Source organism: Alkalibaculum bacchi, from assembly GCF_003317055.1.
In the GTDB taxonomy this organism is placed as follows: Bacteria; Bacillota; Clostridia; order Eubacteriales; family Alkalibacteraceae; genus Alkalibaculum; species Alkalibaculum bacchi.
Map to the genome: position 1 here is coordinate 128,514 of NZ_QNRX01000007.1, position 19,510 is coordinate 148,023.

The window sequence follows — 19,510 nt, forward strand, 5'->3', positions numbered from 1 at the left end:
TGCTCATAGAAATCATCCCATTTTTTCGTGCAAGCACGAAAAATGTCCTGATTTCTGCGAGCCAATCTGCTGATTCGAATATTATATCATATTTCTTTCCCCTTAAAAAATATAGTGATATAATAGTACTCTATGAATTCTATTTGAAAAGGTATTAATTTAAATATAATACCTTTCTATAAAGAAAAATCAAAGGAGGTTTCTATGAATCGTTCTGACACACATACTATTTCTTTCAAAAATTTACTCATAGAGAGTTTACATATTTTTAAAAGAAATCTATATGAGCTATTATCATTAGCTACTATTCCCTTTATGGCATTTAGTTTATTATACTTATACATTGGGGAGTCTACAATAGAATCTTTGCAGCAAGTCCCTCCTGGTATCATAATAATACTAGGAATCCTTTTCTTTATTACGAACCTATTCATTTTTCCTATAATAGTTTATATGGTCAAAGAGGATCAATTGGGTAAATCCATTACTGCAAAGATGAGTTTTACTGCTATTAAAGGAAAATTTGGCAGACTCTTTTTCGGTCTTATGGCGTACACTGGCATTATGATTTTTCTAGGGTTCATGAGTGTATTTATCTATACTATAACTGAATTTCCTACCATCTTAGTAAGCCTTATGAGTATTTTCCTTTCCATTTTTATGCTAAAACTCCTTATTGATCTATTGTTTTATCAACAGGCTATCGTTTTAAAAGACCAGAAAACAATTCAATCTTTTGCATATAGCCACACTACTATAAAAAAAGTCTGGTGGAAAGTATTCCATTCTTACTTTCTCCTAGACATAAGTTTGTTTTTGGCATTAAACCTTATATTCTCTTTTCTAATGCCACTAGAAAATCACTTGATTATAAGCGTTCTTCAAGGATTCGCCCAAGGAGTAGTCCGTGTGTATATACAGATTTTTGTTACATTGATGTTTATTAAAATTAAGATTAAAGACGAATCATAATAATTCATCCTGAGTTTTTCTATTTGTTCAAAGTTTTATTTCATAGCGGAAAGCGGAGAAAGCCATCAGCAACCAGCTGTCAGGGTTTAGGTATTCCTTTGGATCCTTAGATGCTTGGACGGAATATACTATTGCTGACGATGTTTTCGGCTCGTAGTTTGTTTGTAGAGATCCTTCGTCGCTACGCTCCTCAGGATGACTGGTAGGTGACGGCTGGCCCTAGAGGAGTACTTAGGCTTTTACTTACAACTTAGAACTAAAAAAGCTGATGCTTGCGCATCAGCTTTTTTATGCGTCTCTCAATTTTGCTTCTAATTTTTCTTCTATTTCCTCAATAATCTTCGTGAAAATTTCATTTACTTCTCCATCTGTCAAAGTACGGTCTTTTGCTCTAAAGACTAAAGAATAAGCCATGCTCTTGTGGCCTTCTGGGATTTGTTCTCCACGGTAGATGTCAAATATTTTTACATCTTGTAATAGATCTTTTCCATTTGCTTTAATAATATCTTCTATTTCTTTTGCTGTTACTTGTTCTTTTACAAGTAAAGCCATATCCCTAGTCATTTCTGGGTATTTTGGAAGTTCTGTAAATGTGATTTCTTCTTTAGATAAAGCAAAGAGCTTATCAATATTTAGTTCACATACATAGACTCTTTGTGGTAAGTCGTAATTTTCTACAACTATTGGGTGAAGTTCTCCAAGAACGCCCACCTCTTCATTTCCAATAAGTAGTCTAGCAGCTCTACCTGGATGGAAACTTGGGTGACTTAATCTATTGTATTCAAGCTCTTCACTTATTCTTAATTTTTCTAATAAAAGCTGTACATATCCTTTTAAAGTAAAGAAATCTTTATCGCCATACATCCCTAAACAAAGCTTTTTCTCTTCAAGAGGCAATGTTTTTCCTAAATCTTCTACATTGCTATATACCGTTGCAATTTCAAATAACATTGCCTCGCTAGCGTTTCTATGGTAATTATGAGAAAGCACTTGAAGCATAGCTGGTAAAAGAGTAGGTCTCATAATGCTATTTTCTTCTCCTAAAGGATTGATTATTTTTACGCTATTAAACAATGGATCTTCTTGTGTAATATTTAAAGCAGTTAATCGGCTCATTCCTGTAAATGAAGTCGTTAAAATCTCATAAAATCCTTTAAAGCGAAGTGTATTTCGAATATCTAGTTCAAGAACTTGTTTTTTATTTCGGCCGCCTTTTGTAGTTACACCCTTCATAATAGTGTTTGGAATATTGTTATAGCCATATAATCGAGCGATTTCCTCTGCAATATCTTCTTTGATTTCTAAATCTTGGCGGTAGGTTGGGGTTTCTACTAAAAGCTTATTTCCATTTACTTCTACGTTTAAGAATAAGCGCTCTAAATACTCCTTCATTTCATCAACAGATATTTCAATTCCTATAAGCTTGTTGATCCAGTCAGCATCTACTTCTATTGTGACTGGCTCTACCTTTTTAGGGTAAACATCTACCATTCCTTGTAAAACCGTGCCAGCACCCATTTCCTCAAGCAATTGAGCAGCTCGGTCTGCTGCCATAGCTGCAAGATTAGGGTCTACACCCTTTTCAAAGCGATTAGCAGCTTCACTCCTAAGACCTAATTTCCTTCCAGTTAATCGGACACTCTTCTTGTTAAAGGCAGCTGCCTCTATAACTACCATTGTTGTATTATCATCAATATCAGAATTAGCTCCACCCATAACTCCTGCTATAGCTACTGGCTCTTTGCCATTGGTTATGACAATCATATCTTCTGTTAGTTCTCTATCTATATCATCTAGCGTAGTTAATTTTTCTGATTTATGAGCTCTTCGAACTAAAATCTCTCCAGTATTTAACTTATTGTAGTCAAAAGCGTGAAGAGGCTGCCCCATTTCTAGCATGACATAGTTGGTCACATCTACAATATTGCTAATTGGGCGAATGCCACTGTTTAAAAGCCTTCTTTGCATCCAGTCAGGAGATGGCTCAATTTTATTTACCTTTACCATTCTCGCTGCATAACGAGGGCAAAGCTCTTCATCTTCGATAGCGATTTTTAGATAATCCTCAATCTTTTCTTGTATCTCATTTACTTCCACAATTGGAAAGACAAGATGGCGATCAAAAGTTGCTGAAACCTCTCTTGCTATTCCCATAAGGGATAAGCAATCGGATCTGTTTGCAGTTAGTTCAAATTCGACAATTTTGTCATCTAAACCTAAAATAGGTTTTACGTCAGAGCCAAGGGCATATTCCTCTTTCAAAATATAAATTCCTTCTGTATCCTCTTTATGGAGTAGAGAGGTATTCATACCTAGCTCTCCAGCAGAACACATCATGCCACAGGATTCTATGCCTCTAAGCTTTGACTTTTTAATTTTTAAATCTTTTAATTTTGCACCAATTTTAGCTACTGGAATATAGTCTCCTTGGCGAATATTGTTTGCACCTGTTACGATTTGAATTACTTCTTCTCCAACATCCACCTTTGTTACTACTAGTTTATCCGCATCAGGGTGCTTTTCAATAGAGAGAATTTTACCTACAACTACATTTGTGACCTCTTTTCCTAATTCTTCGATTCCCTCGACCTTTGTGCCAGACATGGTCATCTTTTCTTCAAATTCTTTCGTTTGTATATCATCTATTTCAACAAAGTCATTTAACCAATTTAACGATGTAAACATAAAAAACCTCTCCTTATTTAAACTGTTTTAAGAATCGAATGTCATTTTCAAACATCAATCTTAAATCTGAAATTCCGTACTTAATCATGGCAATCCGATCTAAGCCCATACCAAAGGCAAATCCGCTGTACTCTTCTGGATCAATATTGCAATCCTTAAGTACATTAGGGTGAACCATACCACAACCTAGTATTTCAATCCAACCTGTATTAGAACAAACGCGACATCCTTCGCCGCCGCACATAAAACAAGTTACATCCATTTCTGCACTTGGCTCAGTAAAATAAAATTGATGAGGTCTAAATTTTGTCTTGGTCTCTGGTCCAAATAAAATCTTAGCAAACATATCTAAGGTTCCCTTTAAATCGCTCATGGTAATCCCCTTATCAATTACTAAGCCTTCTACCTGATGGAAAACTGGAGAATGAGTAGCGTCAATTTCATCGCTTCGGTACACTCTGCCTGGTGCAATCATCTTAATAGGTAGCTTTTGTGATAACATGGTGCGAACTTGAATGGGTGATGTTTGGGTACGAAGAACCACTTCATCCGCTACATAAAAAGTGTCTTGTAAATCTCTAGCAGAATGGTCTTTTGGCACGTTTAGCATATCAAAATTATACTTTGACCATTCAATTTCAGGTCCTTCTTCAATTGTAAAACCCATCCCTATAAAGACATCGGATAATTCTTCAATGACCCTATTTAAAGGATGAAATCCACCTAATTCCTCTTTTTTGCTAGGTAAAGTAATATCTATTGATTCTTGATCAAATTTTCTATTTTGTTCGATGGATTTCATAGCTAGTTTTTGTTCTTCTATTTTACCTTCAATAGCTTCTCGAACTTCATTTGCAACTTTTCCTATGACAGGTCTTTCTTCTTTGCTCAAACTGCCCATACCCTTTAAGATATTTGTCAATTCTCCTTTTTTTCCCAAATACTTTACTCGAATTTCTTCTAACTCTTTTAAAGTATTTACAGATTGGATATCACCCAAGGCAACTGCCTGAATGTTTTCTAATTTTTCTTTCACTTTTTTACTCCTCTCCCTGTTCAATGATTATTGTAGAGTAAACCTTAGAATCTCCTTCGCCGATTCTGCGGTCGCGCCATTCGCTAAATGAAACCTAAAGCTTTCATTTACGTAAATATCTAACTCATCAATCAAATTAGCAAGCTATTTGATTGTTTCGTCAGATATTTACTACGAAAGCTTCGCTTTCGCTTAGCTCATTAGTTCGCGTAAAAAAAATCGTCTCTTGCTATAAGCAAGGGACGATTTTTATAAACCGCGGTACCACCCTAATTGATGTGAATCCTCTTTAAATGTATCGGTTTTAACCGTTAAGGTATACTGTTATTTCCACCTTAAAGCTTAAGAGCGAACTTCAATGGCCTGTTATTGTAAGTACTTCCAGCTAATGTACCTACTCTCTTTAATAAAAGATTACCCATTTACTTTTCTCCTTCATTGCCTTATTATTCTGTTTTTATCAAAGATAAACTTAAGAAACGCTTTGCAAGTTTCTCGCATTCATGCGATAGATATTATATCCATAATTTAAAAATATGTCAAATCCATCCTACAAAGTAGCTATATGATACATAATGATTGCAGCTGCTATAGATGCATTTAAAGACTCTGCCTTACCATAAATAGGAATTTTGACATGTAAATCACATGCATCTAATACTTCCTTTGAAATTCCATTTGCTTCATTTCCAATGACTAAAGCATACTTTTTCTTTGCTTCTATATTCGTATAGAAGTAATCTGTGTTCAATTGAGTGCCTACTATAGTATATCCTTTTTTTCGAATAGAGTCTATTTCCTGTAAAATATCTGCGTCCTTTTTTATATTGACATGAAATAAAGACCCCATTGTTCCACGAATGGTCTTGTCATTGTAAATATCCACACAGCCCTTGCTACAAATAATATTGTGAAACCCAGCAGCATCCCCAGTTCGAATAATGGTACCTAAATTTCCCGGGTCTTGCAAACGATCAAGAATAAGTACACTAGAATCCCTAAAGTCCATTATCTGAGGAAAGGAATTAATAGCAATGATTCCCTCTGAATGCTCCATAGAAGTAAGCTTTTCAAAGAGATGATCTTCTACCTCATATATTGGCAGGTCTTCTCTTACTAATTCACGTATATTCCTATACTTTTTTGTACTTTTAGCAGATATAAAAATCGATTTAAGTTTTTCGCCACTTTCTATTGCATCTTCGATAACTTTATAGCCTTCTAAGATATACTCTTTTGAGCTCTCTCGGTATTTTTTCATCTTCAGCTTTTGTAGGTGTTTTATAGCTTTGTTTTCATGACTTTCTATATACTGCATAGAATCACCTTAGCTTTGCAAGGAATAGAGAGTTTTATTGTCACCTATACAAACTAAAATATCGTCTTTCCAGATTTTATCTGTTGGTTTAGGAGAGATATTTAAGTGATCTCCTCTTTTTACTGCAATGACATTAATACCGTGCTTAGCCCGCAAGTCCAACTCTGCAAGACTCTTACCTCCCCATTCTTCTAGGGCGTTAATTTCCATAACACTATGGTTTGGGTCTAATTCAATTAAATCTAAGATATTGTTTGAGACGATATTGTGAGCAACTTTTCTTCCCATATCCCGTTCGGGTAAAAATACCTTGTGCACCCCAATTTTATAAAGGACTTTGGCTTGTTGTTCATTTAAGGCTTTGGCATAAACTTTTTTAATGCCAAGCTCTAGGGCATTCAAAGCAGCTAAAATGCTCTTATTAACATCTGTTCCAATAGACACAATTGCAACTTCTACATTTCTTAGACCAAGTTCCTCTAAAGTATCCATATTGGTGGCATCTGCCTGAACAGCGTACGTAACTTTATCTGATATATTTCTAATGATATCTTCTCTTACATCAATAGCTATTACATCGTAGCCTAAATTGTATAGAGAAGTGGCCAAACTGTACCCAAACCTTCCTATACCTATTACTGCAAATTGATTTTTCATCATTCACACCTACCCTACTAAAATATCTCCATCTGGATATCTATATTTTCCTTTGTGACTTGACGACTGTAATTGGGCTACGGCCAAGGCAATAGTAAGCGGCCCTAATCGTCCAATAAACATAGTTAAAATAATTACCAATCTTCCTACAGTAGTTAACTCTTGCGTAATACCCATTGTCAAACCTACTGTAGCAAATCCTGACACTACTTCATAACAGATTTCTAGAAAACTTGCATCTTCTGTAAAACTTAGAATCGCTATTGCCACGATGACAACGAAGAGTGCTATGCATACAACAGACAGGGCCCTTTTTACTACGTTGATGACAATAGTTTTTTTAAATACTTCTATCTCATCTTTACCTTTTAATACAGATACTACGGTAAGTAGTATGGTAGCAAAAGTAGTGGTTTTAACTCCACCACCGGTAGAACCAGGAGAAGCACCAATAAACATGAGTATTATAGTCAAAAATGAAGACGCTGTGGTCATAGCTCCTAGATCTAAAGAATTATAACCCGCTGTTCTAGGTGTTACGGATTGAAACCACGAGGCCAATATTTTGACATCTAATGGCAAATCTTTCATTGTTCCAGGATTATTGTATTCAAAAAGGAAAAACAAAATCATCCCCACCACAAGCAAAGCGATATTGATGATAAGTACTAATTTTGTATGGACAACTAGCTTCTTAAAACTTCGCTTTTTAAATATATCACTGGCTACAAAAAATCCCAATCCTCCTATTACGATCAGCATTCCAATTGTAATAGTTATAATATAGTTGTCTACATAACCTGTTATACTTCGGTAATTTCCAATCAAATCAAATCCAGCATTACAAAATGAGGATATAGAATGAAATACCCCCATAACAATACCCCTACCCAAACCGTAATCTGGTGTAAACCCAATGGTAAGGAGTACTGCACCTATTAGCTCTACAGTAAAGGTATACAGTAAGACGTACTTCGTATATTTTACAATACCCCCGAGATTATAGGCATTAAATCCCTCTTGGAGCACAAGTCGCTCTTTTAGCCCAATTCTCTTTCTTGCAATAAAAAAGGCTAAAGTCGTAAAGGTCATAAAGCCCAATCCACCGATTTGAATCAATGCGATAATAACAAATTGCCCAAACCCGGACCAATATGTACCAGTATCGACAACGATTAATCCTGTTACACATACTGCTGAAGTAGCAGTGAAAAGTGCAGAAACAAAATCTGTCCACTCTCCTGAAGCAGAGGAGAAAGGAGTCATGAGTATAAGAGCTCCAATTAATATCATGATTGCAAAACCGACGACTAATATTTGAGTTGGATTAAACCATTTTCTGCTATACATTTGGCGATCTTTCAAATAATTTATAAATCTCTTTAAAAGGCTATACCTTTCCACTTTGCACATCTCCATTAAATAATCTAAATCATGAGAACACAGCGTATTGTAAATGAATTAAGACCTCAATAAGAGGTCTTAATTGTTGTGTTATGCTAACTTACTTTTTGCAATATCAACTAATTGTTTGAATCCATCTGGATCGTTAACAGCTAATTGAGCAAGGATTTTTCTGTCAATTTGCACTTCCGCTTTTTTAAGACCATTCATAAATCTAGAGTAACTCAAATCGTGCATTCTTGTTGCTGCATTGATTCTAGTGATCCATAAGCTTCTGTAATCTCTCTTCTTTTGTTTTCTACCTACATAAGAAGAACGAAGCGCTCTCATTACCGCTTCATTAGCTGGTCTATATTGTTTGCTTTTCGCACCGTAATATCCTTTTGCTAATTTTAATATTTTTTTATGTTTTTTCTTAGCATTTACTGCTTTTTTTACTCTTGCCACTTGCTTAACCTCCTATCAGTCTTTATATTAATAAGGTAATATTTTCTTTATATTTTCAGCATCTGCGCCCATTAAATAACCAGTTTGTCTTAAGTTTCTCTTTCTCTTAGCACTCTTTTTTGTTAAGATATGACTTTTGAAAGCTTTAGCTCTTTTTACTCTACCTGATTTTGTTACAGTAAATCTCTTTGCTGCTCCTCTATGACTTTTCATTTTTGGCATTTTACTTCCTCCTTCGTCTACATTGCTATTATTTATATCATCAAACGAAAGTTTGACATTAGCATTTAATTGTTTTCTTTTAAAGGCACAAGGTTGATAACCATACTTCTACCTTCTAATCTAGGTGGTTTCTCCATTTTACCAACATCAGAGACTTTTTCAGCAAACTTTAATAGCAAATCTTTTCCCACGTTTGTATAAGACATCTCTCTGCCTCTAAAGCGCACAGAAGCCTTTACTCGATCTCCATTTTCTAAGAATTTGCGACAATTTTTTGCCTTTACATCTAAGTCATGTTCTTGAACATTTGCAGACATTCTAATTTCTTTAATATTAATTACTTTTTGTTTCTTTTTAGCTTCTTTCTCTTTGCGGCTTTGCTCATATCGAAACTTTCCATAATCTAATATTCTGCAAACAGGTGGTTTTGCATTAGGGGATATTTTAACTAAATCTAATTCCCTTTCATCTGCTAATCTCTGAGCTTCTCTGCCACTCATAACTCCTAGCTGATTGTCATCCTGGTCAATTACTCTTACTTCCTTATCTCTGATTTGTTCGTTGATTTGGAATTCCTTGCTAATATTAACACACCTCCATATAATTAAATGAGAAAAATCATTTCCCCAATTTATAAACAATATTTCTTTTGTTTGCTATAACGTCTTTTCTAAACAATATACTCAAGTTTCTTTTTTCCGCTTTCCACATTCAGCTTATTAAGTATCCATACCACATAAAAATAGAAACAGCATTTTAAAAAGAAAACTCTTTACAAAAGAAAAAAAGCAGATAGACAAAGTTCTACCTGCTCATAAATATACACGTTTATACATGTTCGTAATTTCACGTAATATTTACCTTTGCTCCCAAGAACCTAAGGTGAGAAGTGAACTTCTACTTTGTTTTCTAATAGAGTATATCATCTTATGTAATCATAGTCAAATATTTTTTAATAATTTGTCCATAATATTTTCGTAACACTTTTTTAACCTAGTTTAAGTACTTGAGGAAAAACTTACTATCTTTTTATTCAATTTTGATTCATTATATTTTACTATTTGCACAAGATATTATCAAGAAAAAAGGAGAGTGAAAAAGATGCTAAAGTACAAAGAGAAAATTTTGACTACAACTGCAGTAACCTTATTAGCTTTGTCACTCCTAAATATTCAAGCCTTAGGTTTACTAAACACACCATGGATTAGGCTTTCTCTATTATTTATCTTAGTTGGCAACTTAGTTTATAAGAAGAAATCAGCCTATATCCCACAATTTATAACAAACACTTCTATTAAGGAAGAGAAAAAGGATATAACAGAAAAAAGCAATATCACCTTTAACGATGTAGCAGGTCTCGATGAAATTAAAGATGAAATGAATGAGCTCTGCGATTTTTTAGTAAATCCTAATAAGTACTTGAAAATTGGAGCTAAAATCCCTAAAGGCGTTTTGTTTTACGGACCTCCGGGAACAGGGAAGACATTACTTGCAAAAGCTTTAGCAGGAGAGACAAAAGCCACATTCTTATACGCTAGCGGTTCTGAATTCGTGGAAAAATTTGTAGGTATTGGCGCAAGCCGAATTCGTTCTCTATTTGAAAAAGCCAAAAAAAACGCACCTTGCATCATATTTATTGATGAATTAGATGCAATAGGGATCTCAAGAAGCGTGGATAATAATAGTGAGAGAGATCAGACCCTCAACCAACTATTAGTGGAATTAGATGGTTTTAACGAATATGATAATGTCATAGTAATTGCAGCAACAAACCGAATGGACATCTTGGATAAAGCACTCTTAAGACCGGGCAGATTTGATCGACACGTATATGTAGGTAATCCTAGTGTAAAAGCTAGAGAAGCAATTTTGAAGGTTCACTTTAAAAACAAACCTGTAAAAAATGATGTAGACATTGCTTCTCTAGCCAAAAAAACCCATGGCATGTCTGGTGCTCATTTAGCAAATGTAATAAATGAAGCCGCCTTATTAGCTGTAAAACATAATTTAAACGAAATTGGTAATGAGGAACTTAATCAAGCTTTAATTAAAACAGTTGCTGGTATTAAAAACAAAACCACCGTATTGACAGATAAGGAAAAGCATATTGTCGCCTTCCATGAAGGTGGTCATGCTTTAGTAGGTAGCGTGCTTAATAATGATAATATTGAAAAAATTTCTATTATCCCTCACGGTAAAGCCTTAGGTTTTGTACTAAACACATCAAGTGAAGATAAATTTATTTTGACGAAAGAAGAGCTCAAAAACAAGATCACCATACTACTAGCAGGAAGAGCAGCAGAAGAAATCATCTTTAAGGAAATTTCTTCGGGGGCTCAAAATGATTTGGTAAAAGCCAATGAAATTGCATCTGCTATGGTTTGTGAATACGGTATGAGCCATTACAAAAATAAAACCTTTAATAAACGAGAAGATTTTTCAAGTTCAGATATTATCAACGAAGAAATAAACACCATATTAGATGATTGTTATAATATGGCCAATAGCGTAATTTATGAAAACATAAACAAATTGCACAAAATAGCTGAAATCTTATTAGCTAAAGAAACGATTAATGGGGATGAATTAGACACCATCTTAAAATCAGCATAAAAAAAGCCCTTGTGGGCTTTTTTTATGCTGTAAGTTCTACGTTGTAAGTTCTAAGTAAATACCTGGGGTATTCCTTTGGTGCAAGAGTTCAGTAATCAATAATTTGCATCCGCCTATAGCCACTATAAGCTTAAGGTCACTAAAAGTGACCTTGTGCTTTTACATAGAACTTAGAACTTACCACTTAAATCTGTTTCGTATTTATTTCTTCTAAAATCTCATTCAAGAATTCATTGTAATCTTTAGAGCCTTGGTCTCCGTCTTTTCTGGATCTTACAGATACGGTATTATTCTCTACTTCTTTATCTCCTACTACAAGCATATAAGGAGTCTTTTGCAATTGAGCTTCTCTAATCTTATAGCCGATTTTTTCATCTCTAAAGTCTACATCTACTCTTATACCATTATCTCGATATAGCTTTTTGATTTTATCACAATATTCGTGATGAATTGGAGCGATTGGCAAGATGATTACTTGTTGAGGTGTCAACCATAATGGGAATGCACCTGCAAAGTGCTCAACTAAGATTCCTATGAATCTCTCAATACTTCCAAGTACGGTACGATGTACCATTACAGGTCTATGTTTTTCTCCATCTGAGCCTACATAAGTCAAATCAAATCTCTCAGGCAATTGAAAATCTAATTGTATCGTACCGCATTGCCATGTTCTTCCTAGAGAGTCCTCTAAGTGGAAGTCGATTTTAGGACCATAGAAAGCCCCATCTCCTTCATTTACTTGATACTCTTTTCCCAAAAATTCTAAAGCCTCTCTAAGAACATCTGTAGCTCTATCCCACTGTTCTTGAGACCCAATAGATTTTTCGGGCCTTGTAGATAATTCTATATGATAGTTAAAGCCAAAGACATTGTATATATAATCTGTCAACTCAATTACTCCAACCAGCTCATCTTTCATCTGCTCAGGAGTCATATAAATATGAGCATCATCTTGGGTAAAGTTACGAACTCTCATAAGCCCATGTAATGCACCTGATAGCTCGTGACGATGAACAGATCCTAGTTCACCCATTCTCACAGGAAGATCTCTGTAAGAATGCATATGATTTTCATAAATCATCATAGAGCCAGGACAGTTCATAGGCTTAATAGCGAATTGCTTTTCGTCTATTTCTGTTGTATACATGTTTTCACTGTAATTGTCCCAGTGTCCCGACTTCTTCCAAAGCTCTACATCTAATATGGTTGGCGTTTTGATTTCGCTATAACCTCTTTTTGTATGCTCTTCTCTCCAGAAGTTTTCTAATTGATTTCGTAGAACCATACCCTTTGGATGAAAAAATGGAAATCCAGGGCCTTCTTCATGTAAAGAGAACAAGTCCAGTTCTTTTCCTAATTTTCTGTGGTCTCTCTTCTTTGCCTCTTCTATTTTCTCTACGTATTCCTCTACTTGACTCTTCTTCGGGAATGAAATCCCATAAATTCTTTGGAGCATTTTGTTCTTTTCGTCCCCTCGCCAATAAGCTCCAGCTATACTCAATAGCTTATAGGCTTTTACACTACCTGTATTCATCAAATGGGGTCCTGCACAAAGATCTATAAAATCTCCTTGTGAATAAAAGCTTATAATAGCGTCTTCTGGCAAGTTTTCAATAAGCTCTACCTTGTAATCTTCTCCCATAGCGATCATTTTTTCTAGAGCTTCTTTTCTCGGTAAAGTAAATCTTACGATTTCATTTTTTTCTTTGATGATTTTTTTCATTTCTGCTTCAATCTTCTCTAAATCTTCTGGTGTAAATGTTTTTTCTACATCAAAATCATAATAAAAACCATTGTCAATAGCTGGTCCTATTGCTAGCTTTGCCTTTGGAAATAACCTTTTGACAGCTTGCGCCATAATGTGAGTACTAGTATGCCAGTATGCGTGCTTTCCTCCCTCACTATCAAAAGTCAAAATATTTAATTGTGAATCTTCTGTAATTTCTGTTCGTAAGTCTACTAATTCACCATTTAATTCGCCAGCACAAGCCACTCTTGCTAAACCGTCGCTTAAGCTTTTAGCCACTTCGTAAATAGTAATATTATCTTTGTATTCATGAACAATGCCATCTTTTAATGTAACTTTTATCATATTGATCCTCCTGTGTTTGTTTAAATTATCGTATTTTCGCATAAAAAAATCCTTCGCTTGTTATTGCAAAGGACGAAAAAATTCCGCGGTTCCACCTTAATTGATATAAATCCACTTTCATACATGATAACGGTATGTACCGATAAGACTTACTTATTTCAGCCCATGACTCCAAGGTGGTATTCAGATAGCCTAATTAAGAAATACTTCCAGCAAATGTATCTCCTCTCTTGTAACCGGTCTAACCTACTCGTCCTCTTCACAGTCTTTCTTTCATTTTATATAAAAATATAATACTTTTATCTCAAAATGTCAACTCTATGATGAATAATTTTATATCTTTACTGATGAAATCAAAGCCTCCCTGCCACATTGTAATATATAGCTGGCGGACATAGTCGTCCACCACTACACACTTTAATAGCTAGATGTAAGTCTATACCACCAGCGGTGGTGTCATGGTTTTGCTTACCACCTTACCACCTGACCACCTGACCACCTAGAATCACCACCTTAAAGCGTTTCCACATTAGACGGTATCTTATAAATCACGTCTTTTCTCTCCACAATAAATTCTGCCTTATCCATAAGTTCTTGATCCTTTTGAACTCTATCAACAAGTTTTTTTATAGGGTTAATCAGCACTGGATGCCCTACGATTTTCAACATATCATAATCGCCATTGGTGTCACCATAAGAATAACTCTTTTCTAAATCAATATTGTATTTACGGACAAATTCATCTATGGCTACCATTTTGCTCTCCGATTCCCACATAGGAATGAGCTCACCAGTAAATTTATTTTCTTCATCTACTAAGTACTCTGTGCCTTTGTATAATTTTACGTCGTATTTTTCAGCCATCTTTTCAAGTATAAAAGAGGGGCTTCCAGATACAAAGATTACCATATGACCTTGCTTCTTATGCCAATTAATTCGGTCTCTTGTAAATCGGTATACCCTATCGCCTTTTAAACTGACTACTTGCTCTGTTATAAAATTGATGTAATCCTTATCTATTCCTTTTAAGTGGCTTATATGAATATTTGCAATTTCTAATAGGAAGTCTTCGTAATCTCCATGTCTCTTTGCCCAATTTTCAAACTTCTTTTTAGCACTTCCATGCCATATAGCTGGATCTAGTACTTCATATTTTATTAATTTTTTAAAGTGTTCAACCATAAGAGAATCTCTGTACAATGTACCATCTACATCAAAAAAAGCTGCTATACACATGCCTTTACCCCCTAAATAGGTTATTGTTATATATTATACCAGTCTTACCCAAGTGTAACCATAAAAAACAAATTTTATGATTTTTTTATAATTATGATGTTTTTTTTCTTTATAAATTTACCATTTCACATATAACTCTTTTATATAGGATTTTTTTTAAAATAACGTTAATACTAATAGCTGAGATTACTTATGAGGTGATATCTTTTGCATATTATTTTTATTCGAACAGTCATTTTGTATTTAGCCGTCTTTTTAGTCATCCGCTTAATGGGAAAAAGGCAAGTTGGCGAAATGCAACCTTCCGAATTAATCGTCACCATTATGACAGCAGATATTGCTACTGGTCCCTTAGAAAGCATTGATACGCCATTATTTAATGGCCTAGTTCCTTTAATTGCCATGCTATTCATAGATTCCTTTATGATTTTCGGAATACTAAAAACTCGTATTGGCAGGAGATTTATTACAGGAAAACCTTCTTTTCTTATGAAAGATGGCGTTTTACAGGAAAAAGAAATGAAGGCTCAACGAATTAGTTTAAGTGATCTTCATGAGGAGCTGCGCTCGCAAGGACATCCCTTATTACATGAAATCAACACTATTATACTTGAAACGAATGGGCAAATGAGCATTATCTGTAAGGATAATTCTTCCTTACCTGTTAACGTGATCGCAGATGGACTAAGGCTGCATGAAAATCTAAAAGAAGGAAATATTGCAGAAAAATGGCTTGACACAGAACTTAAGAAGAACGGAATAGTCTCCGATAAGGAAGTATTTCTAGCATATGTAAGTGATGGAAGTCTATATTTCCACAGAAAGGAGCAATAATATGAAACCTTTATTCATCTCTATTGCCCTTGTTGCGGTTTATTTATTCGGTGCTACTTATTTATACAGCGAGATTGAAGAAACTTCGAACATCTTATCAAAAGATCTTGTTGAAATACAAACCCTAGTAAAGGAAGAGGACTGGGAAGAATCCCAAAAGATCTACGATTCTTTTAAAAGAAAGTGGAAACCAACCTCTACTTTATGGATGACCTATGTTGGCCATGATGAAATTGACAATATTGAAGAAGCCATAAGAGAAGCCGATGCCTACTTTGAAGTACAAGATGTAGGTGGAGCTCTAGAAAATCTCTCAAAGCTCAGTTATTATCTTAAGCATATATATGAGAAAGAGAGAATCAGCTGGTATAACATTCTCTAAGGGAGAAAGAAAATACTTCCTACATCAGTTAAAGGCCCATGATTTAGGCACTTATAGTCATATCCTTTCGCCTTTAACAAAGAGCAAATCTTTATATAATCTGGATGAAGGGCGATATCTCCGTTAAATAAAACAATGCCCTTCTCCTGGATTACTCCACAAGCTCCACCTATAAAACCTGTATTAAAGCCAGGTAGATCAATATGTCCACCTTGTATTAAAAGTACATCGATACTGTTTTCCCTAATTTCTTTCGCAATTCCTTCATCTGCTGTTATAATACTATGATTCCCTAAAGAGAGTACAGAGCACCTTGTATAGCCTTGTTTTACATTAATAAAATTGTATTTTCTAGATTCTAACTCCATTTTTACAATAGGATCCATATATTCTATATAGTGCAAAACATTTTTGCCAATTCTTGCCACATTATAAGGTATATCCTTAGGGTATTTTTTTTCTAACTTTGTCTTTCCATATAAAAAGTCTATACCCATAGTTTTTGCTTCCTCAATTGTTTTAGGGTGAATTTCAGGATGCACTACCACCACATTATCTTCTAGAGGAAAGCACTGCAAATCTGCATGACTATCAATCCCTCTATATAAATTCTCATATTTTCGAATAAACATAAAGTCTTTAGAAAATTGTAAGAGGCTATAATAAGATTCTTGGCTGATATCTTCAGAAACAATGCATTTCATTAATTCGCCTCAAAGTTCTCTAAGTACTCCCTCATGAGTTCTTCATATTGATTTTTTAAGGTAATAATTGTCTTATCTATTTCCTTAAAGGATCTATTATTGACTTTTATGATAGGAGTTACATCTACTGTAGTCCCTGTCAAAAAAGCCCCATCCATTTCGTAGACTTCTTCTTCTGAAATATCTCGATATTCTACTTCAATTTGATTTTTTTCACAAAGCTCTAATATATACTTACGAGTCACGCCTAATAAAACATTTTGAGCTGGAGTAGTGATAACTTTTTTATTTTTCACAAAAAAAACATTAGATCTGCTTCCCTCTGTAATATATCCTTCTTTGTTTACTAATAGAATTTCGAAAGTATCTTCATATTTAGATTGAGCTTTAATTTGTCCTTTATAGGAAGATCCAACGGTCTTAATAGCAGGATTATGCCTTTCTATAATCACTGTTTCTACGCCAACACCTTGATTTTTCTGCTCATCTGTTGCAGACAAACCGTCCGTAAAAGATACCATAAAGTCAAAGCCATCACTATTTTCTACAGGAATGTAAACGATTTGAACATTTGTATTTTTATTGAGATTTACTCTTGTTAGGAGGATCATCTCCGTTAATACCTCTTCATTGGACAAGGTCATAGTATAACCTAATTTCTTTGTAGAATTCACGAAACGTTCCATATGATCTTCAAAAAACAAAGGCTTAGCCTGCACCATCTTCATTACTTCATAAACTGCATTTTTGGGAATTGCTCTTTTTTCTAAAGTTTCCTCATCTTCTAAATTACCATTATATGAATAATATATTTTTCCCTCTTCCATTTATAACATCCTTTCTATACATAATGAATCCTCATTTAAATAATATTGCTTTTGATTCATCACTATTCTTTATTAGAATATGGTATTGACAAAGGAATTAACAATATCTACACCGCTTATTATTGTTCCAAATACACTTCCTAAATTAGCAAACATAACAACTAATAATACCCTAGTCACCTTATTCTTCCATAGCCCTTTAATTGTGCTTAAGTCTTTTGCTAAGTCCTCAAAGTCCTCTACCTTAGGCTTTCTATAATGTGCCTCTACTATTCCTGAAAACCAGCCTACGGCTATTAATGGATGCAATGCACTCATCGGAGCTAACAAAAAGGATACAAGGACAGCTAAAGGATGCCCTAATGCTATAATAGTTCCTAAAGCAGCCATACTAGAGTTCCATATAAGCCAACTTTTTAGCTGTTCTATACCTGCAACAGAATCCACTGAAAAAGTAAATAAAATCAAAGCCACGATTAATACCGGAACAAACCATTGTGCAATCTTTGACAGAGAAGATTTAGGAGGTATTTCTGTGATTTTCTCCATATCTTGTTCTTTATAAATCTCCTCTTTGACGCCTAATACATGGGCAGCCCCTAATACAGCAACGATTTTTTTGCCTGGGGCATTTTTTATCTTATTGGCTAGATACTGATCTCTTTCATCTACTAGATAGGTCTTTAAACCAGGAAAAGCTTTTCCCATTTCAGACATAGCAGAAGTGAGCATATCCTCGCCTTTCATCTGCTCTAAATCCTCTTCTGTAATTTCCTCATCATCTATTAAGCTGTACACAATACTTGTAAGGAGCTTCATCTTACCCCAAAAAGATACTCCTCGCCATACTCGGATAAAGGTAGTCTGGATATTTCGATCGGCAAGAACTAAATGAGCACCAGTCTCCTCACTACATTTAATGCCTTGAATCATCTCTTGACCTGCGCTAATATTAAACTGTTCTGCAATTTTTCTCTGATAATTGCTGAGTAAGATATTGGCAAACATATAGCCTACTTTTTTATCCTTTATCACTTGAATTAGATCCGTATTTCTCCATTTATCCTTCTCTTTGAGGGACTTATAACGACCTTCATCTAGTTCAATACAAATAGAATCAGGTTTTTCTTCCTCTATAACTCTTCTCACTTCTTCTACGCTATGCCTTGATACATGTGCCGTTGCAATAAGGAGTATTTCCTTCTCCCCATATTGCAAACGGTGCACGTGTTCATCTTTCGTCTTATCTTCCAAAATATCACCTTACTCATTTATTTTTTACTTTCTCTTTATAACTAGTAAATTCTATTTTACTACAATTGTCTTGTAAAGTGAAATTTTTCGTTTATTAGTTGGTCGGACGGTTGGGCGGGAAAAACCTATTAGCGGAAAGCGGAATGCTGAAAACTCGCCTATAGGCGAGATGTGTTTTTTGAGCTAAACAAGAAAGCGCCTGCGGCGCATTAGCTACCAGCGGCCAGTCTTCAGTCATCAGTGCCAGGGTCATGTCTTACGGGTCAAAAGTAGGACTTTCCCACGAAAATAAATGACCTAATTTTCATCATACCTTGTGTATACATTCCATGAAGGTTTCCTAGTACATAAAAAAAGTGAATGCTAATATTTTGCATTCACCTTTTTCAGCTACCTCAAAGCCACCATCGGTGGCTAATGTTTTTGCTGACCACCTTAAAGCTGACCACCTGACCACCTTAATTTAAATAGCATCCATACTTCTTGATACAACTACATTTACTCCTGAACCTAATAAGTCCTTAATAACTACTTGATTGCTTTTAACTGGAGCTTCTAATTCGATTTTATTTAAAATCTGCATAGCATCTTCTAAGGATTCTTTTAGGATTTCACCTTCTGTTACTACTGGGATTCTGTTTAATATACCGTTTTTTATTTTAACAGTGGTCGTCAGAACTCTTGTTGGTTCTGTCAGTTCTTTTTGAGCGTATACAGGCCCTCTTTTACATTGATTACCAGTTACATTAAAACCTTCATTTTCTTGAGCAACTTCTAAATGACATCCTTTTGGACAAACAATACAGATTAGTTCTTTTTTTTCCATA

The 19,510-nt window shown here is 34.8% G+C and carries 18 protein-coding genes and 3 other annotated features; of the genes, 4 read left to right on the top strand and 14 right to left on the bottom strand.

Features of this window, described 5'->3' with window-relative positions; genetic code table 11:
- The first annotated feature begins 204 nt into the window (after positions 1–204).
- Complete coding sequence (locus DES36_RS06965; RefSeq protein WP_113920506.1) at positions 205–972, top strand: hypothetical protein; 768 nt, start codon at positions 205–207, stop codon at positions 970–972.
- Positions 973–1,260: 288 nt separating this feature from the next.
- Here the strand turns inward: DES36_RS06965 and pheT are convergent, their stop codons facing one another.
- The 8 genes from pheT to infC form a co-directional block, all read right to left on the bottom strand.
- Positions 1,261–3,657, bottom strand: a complete 2,397-nt coding sequence (pheT, locus tag DES36_RS06970; RefSeq protein ID WP_113920507.1) for a phenylalanine--tRNA ligase subunit beta — start codon at positions 3,655–3,657, stop codon at positions 1,261–1,263.
- A 13-nt stretch (positions 3,658–3,670) separates the two neighbouring features.
- Entirely contained in the window at positions 3,671–4,693 is a 1,023-nt protein-coding gene (gene pheS / locus DES36_RS06975; RefSeq protein ID WP_113920508.1) for a phenylalanine--tRNA ligase subunit alpha, read from the bottom strand.
- A gap of 235 nt (positions 4,694–4,928) precedes the next feature.
- Positions 4,929–5,141: a binding site (T-box leader), on the bottom strand.
- 102 nt (positions 5,142–5,243) lie between these two features.
- On the bottom strand, positions 5,244–6,011 hold the full coding sequence (locus DES36_RS06980) for a TrmH family RNA methyltransferase (protein ID WP_113920509.1): 768 nt from the start codon (positions 6,009–6,011) through the stop codon (positions 5,244–5,246).
- A 9-nt stretch (positions 6,012–6,020) separates the two neighbouring features.
- On the bottom strand, positions 6,021–6,671 hold the full coding sequence (locus DES36_RS06985) for a potassium channel family protein (RefSeq protein WP_113920510.1): 651 nt from the start codon (positions 6,669–6,671) through the stop codon (positions 6,021–6,023).
- A 6-nt stretch (positions 6,672–6,677) separates the two neighbouring features.
- Complete coding sequence (locus DES36_RS06990; protein ID WP_278278700.1) at positions 6,678–8,072, bottom strand: TrkH family potassium uptake protein; 1,395 nt, start codon at positions 8,070–8,072, stop codon at positions 6,678–6,680.
- Positions 8,073–8,162: 90 nt separating this feature from the next.
- Complete coding sequence (gene rplT, locus DES36_RS06995) at positions 8,163–8,519, bottom strand: 50S ribosomal protein L20 (protein WP_113920511.1); 357 nt, start codon at positions 8,517–8,519, stop codon at positions 8,163–8,165.
- Between the two features lie 27 nt (positions 8,520–8,546).
- The gene (rpmI, locus tag DES36_RS07000) at positions 8,547–8,741 is read right to left on the bottom strand and encodes a 50S ribosomal protein L35 (RefSeq protein WP_113920512.1); all 195 of its coding nucleotides are present in this window, start codon (positions 8,739–8,741) and stop codon (positions 8,547–8,549) included.
- A gap of 65 nt (positions 8,742–8,806) precedes the next feature.
- On the bottom strand, positions 8,807–9,376 hold the full coding sequence (gene infC / locus DES36_RS07005; protein WP_187387052.1) for a translation initiation factor IF-3: 570 nt from the start codon (positions 9,374–9,376) through the stop codon (positions 8,807–8,809).
- Positions 9,377–9,515: 139 nt separating this feature from the next.
- Positions 9,516–9,650 (bottom strand) — a sequence feature (ribosomal protein L20 leader region).
- Between the two features lie 192 nt (positions 9,651–9,842).
- Between infC and ftsH the strand changes: the two genes are divergently transcribed.
- Positions 9,843–11,354 (top strand): ATP-dependent zinc metalloprotease FtsH, encoded by a 1,512-nt coding sequence (ftsH, locus tag DES36_RS07010; protein ID WP_113920513.1) that lies wholly within the window; start codon positions 9,843–9,845, stop codon positions 11,352–11,354.
- A 184-nt stretch (positions 11,355–11,538) separates the two neighbouring features.
- On the opposite strand, the gene thrS is transcribed toward ftsH, so the two are convergent.
- Both thrS and DES36_RS07020 read right to left on the bottom strand, forming a co-directional pair.
- The gene (gene thrS, locus DES36_RS07015; protein ID WP_113920514.1) at positions 11,539–13,446 is read right to left on the bottom strand and encodes a threonine--tRNA ligase; all 1,908 of its coding nucleotides are present in this window, start codon (positions 13,444–13,446) and stop codon (positions 11,539–11,541) included.
- Between the two features lie 65 nt (positions 13,447–13,511).
- Positions 13,512–13,718 (bottom strand) — a binding site (T-box leader).
- Between the two features lie 241 nt (positions 13,719–13,959).
- Positions 13,960–14,682, bottom strand: coding sequence for an HAD-IB family hydrolase (locus tag DES36_RS07020; protein WP_113920515.1), 723 nt, complete (start codon positions 14,680–14,682; stop codon positions 13,960–13,962).
- Positions 14,683–14,889: 207 nt separating this feature from the next.
- Here DES36_RS07020 and DES36_RS07025 point away from each other — a divergent pair, with 207 nt between their 5' ends.
- Both DES36_RS07025 and DES36_RS07030 read left to right on the top strand, forming a co-directional pair.
- The gene (locus DES36_RS07025; RefSeq protein ID WP_113920516.1) at positions 14,890–15,516 is read left to right on the top strand and encodes a DUF421 domain-containing protein; all 627 of its coding nucleotides are present in this window, start codon (positions 14,890–14,892) and stop codon (positions 15,514–15,516) included.
- A 1-nt stretch (position 15,517) separates the two neighbouring features.
- Positions 15,518–15,898: a DUF4363 family protein gene (locus DES36_RS07030; RefSeq protein WP_170128221.1), complete on the top strand. Its 381-nt coding sequence runs from the start codon at positions 15,518–15,520 to the stop codon at positions 15,896–15,898.
- Here DES36_RS07030 and DES36_RS07035 read toward each other — a convergent pair.
- From DES36_RS07035 to DES36_RS07050, 4 genes are all read right to left on the bottom strand, one after another.
- Positions 15,895–16,602, bottom strand: a complete 708-nt coding sequence (locus tag DES36_RS07035) for a DUF6873 family GME fold protein (RefSeq protein WP_113920518.1) — start codon at positions 16,600–16,602, stop codon at positions 15,895–15,897. The two genes, DES36_RS07030 and DES36_RS07035, sit on opposite strands and share 4 nt — an antisense overlap.
- Positions 16,602–17,429 (bottom strand): aminotransferase class IV, encoded by an 828-nt coding sequence (locus DES36_RS07040; RefSeq protein ID WP_113920519.1) that lies wholly within the window; start codon positions 17,427–17,429, stop codon positions 16,602–16,604. The genes DES36_RS07035 and DES36_RS07040 overlap by 1 nt, the downstream gene beginning before the upstream one ends.
- Before the next feature lie 72 nt (positions 17,430–17,501).
- Positions 17,502–18,683 carry a TraB/GumN family protein gene (locus DES36_RS07045; RefSeq protein ID WP_113920520.1) on the bottom strand — a complete coding sequence of 394 codons (1,182 nt, stop codon included), beginning with the start codon at positions 18,681–18,683 and terminating at the stop codon, positions 17,502–17,504.
- Positions 18,684–19,146: 463 nt separating this feature from the next.
- Complete coding sequence (locus DES36_RS07050) at positions 19,147–19,509, bottom strand: DUF1667 domain-containing protein (protein WP_113920521.1); 363 nt, start codon at positions 19,507–19,509, stop codon at positions 19,147–19,149.
- Position 19,510: the final 1 nt, after the last annotated feature.